1 protein-coding gene and 1 pseudogene are annotated in these 1,045 nt (G+C 75.9%); both read right to left on the bottom strand.

Annotation, left to right across the window (positions count from 1 at the left end):
• Window positions 1-752, bottom strand: a 752-nt coding sequence (locus ACZ7HQ_RS45930) for a DUF6807 domain-containing protein (RefSeq protein ID WP_471003715.1), incomplete at its 3' end; no start/stop codon positions are given.
• Window positions 749-1,045: pseudogene (locus ACZ7HQ_RS45925) on the bottom strand (gfo/Idh/MocA family oxidoreductase); the annotation flags it as partial. The gene ACZ7HQ_RS45930 and the pseudogene ACZ7HQ_RS45925, both read right to left, overlap by 4 nt.

Genomic DNA, 1,045 nt, shown 5'->3' with positions numbered 1-1,045 from the left:
AGGGAGGAGCCGACGCCCGGGTACTCCGTCGTCCGCACGAACCACGGATCGCGTCGGGTCCCCTCGCTCGCCCCGGCGAGGACGAGGGTCCAGCCGTCCCCGGCGAGGGCGAGCCAGTCGGAGGTCCGGCCGTGCACCGCTTCCTCGCCCGCACGGTCGGCGCTGAACACGTCGGGCGGGGCGGCCTCCTTGGGGGCCCGCCAGAAGAAGCCGCCGTAACCGGCGCCGGGGCGGCCGTTGGTCGCGGGGCTGCCGAGGGAGAGGTCGTCGGCCGAGTGATTGGTGAGGGCGAAGGAGAGGTCCAACGCCCAAGCGACGGAAGAGAGTTCGACGGCCTCGACGGTGCGCTGCTCCCGCAGCAGTTCGACGCCGTCCGCCTCCCAGCCGAGCGACTGCGTGAAGGCGCCGGGGCCGTGCCGCTCCAGGCCGAGGCAGCGCTGGACACCGTGGTTGTCCAGCTCGGTGGGCCCCTGCCCCCGGACGTAGGTGCGCCCGCCCCAGAAGTTGCGGCCGGACACGTCGGGCACGGCGACGGAGACGCCCAGGTGGTGGCGGTGGTCGTCGGGACGGTCCTGGGTGACGGTGCGGCCGGCGAGCGTGGTGACGGGATGCAGGCGGGGGCGGCCGTCCGCGGCGGCGCCGTAGCCGTAGTGGGCGACCGTGCGTCCGCCGCAGTCGAGGGGTTCGGGGGGTGCGGGTGAGGCGGGATGTACGGGCTGGGCGGCGGACGGGGCCGCGGCGGGCCGGTTCATGAGGCCGCCACCTCGCTGCTCCGGGCCCAGGCGGCTCCCAGTTCGGAGAAGAGGGCGAGGGATTCGGCCCCGGCGGCGACCAGGCCGTCGATGCCGTGCACCGTGCGCCACGCCGCCCCGGCTGGGGCGTCGTACCGGGTCTCCCAGGCGTCGGCGGGCAGGGCGACGGGGGCGGGGGCGGTGCGTACGGCCTCGACGACCCGCATGAACGCCCCCGTGCGCTCCGGCGGTACCAGGAGCGGCGTGCCGTGCTCCAGGTGGTCGACCAGGTTCTCCAGGAGGTCGGTCCGGCC

The sequence above is a fragment of the Streptomyces sp. NPDC037290 genome (assembly GCF_055603245.1).
Note: the sequence above shows the minus strand (reverse complement) of the source record. Positions and strands in the feature narration are given on the sequence as shown.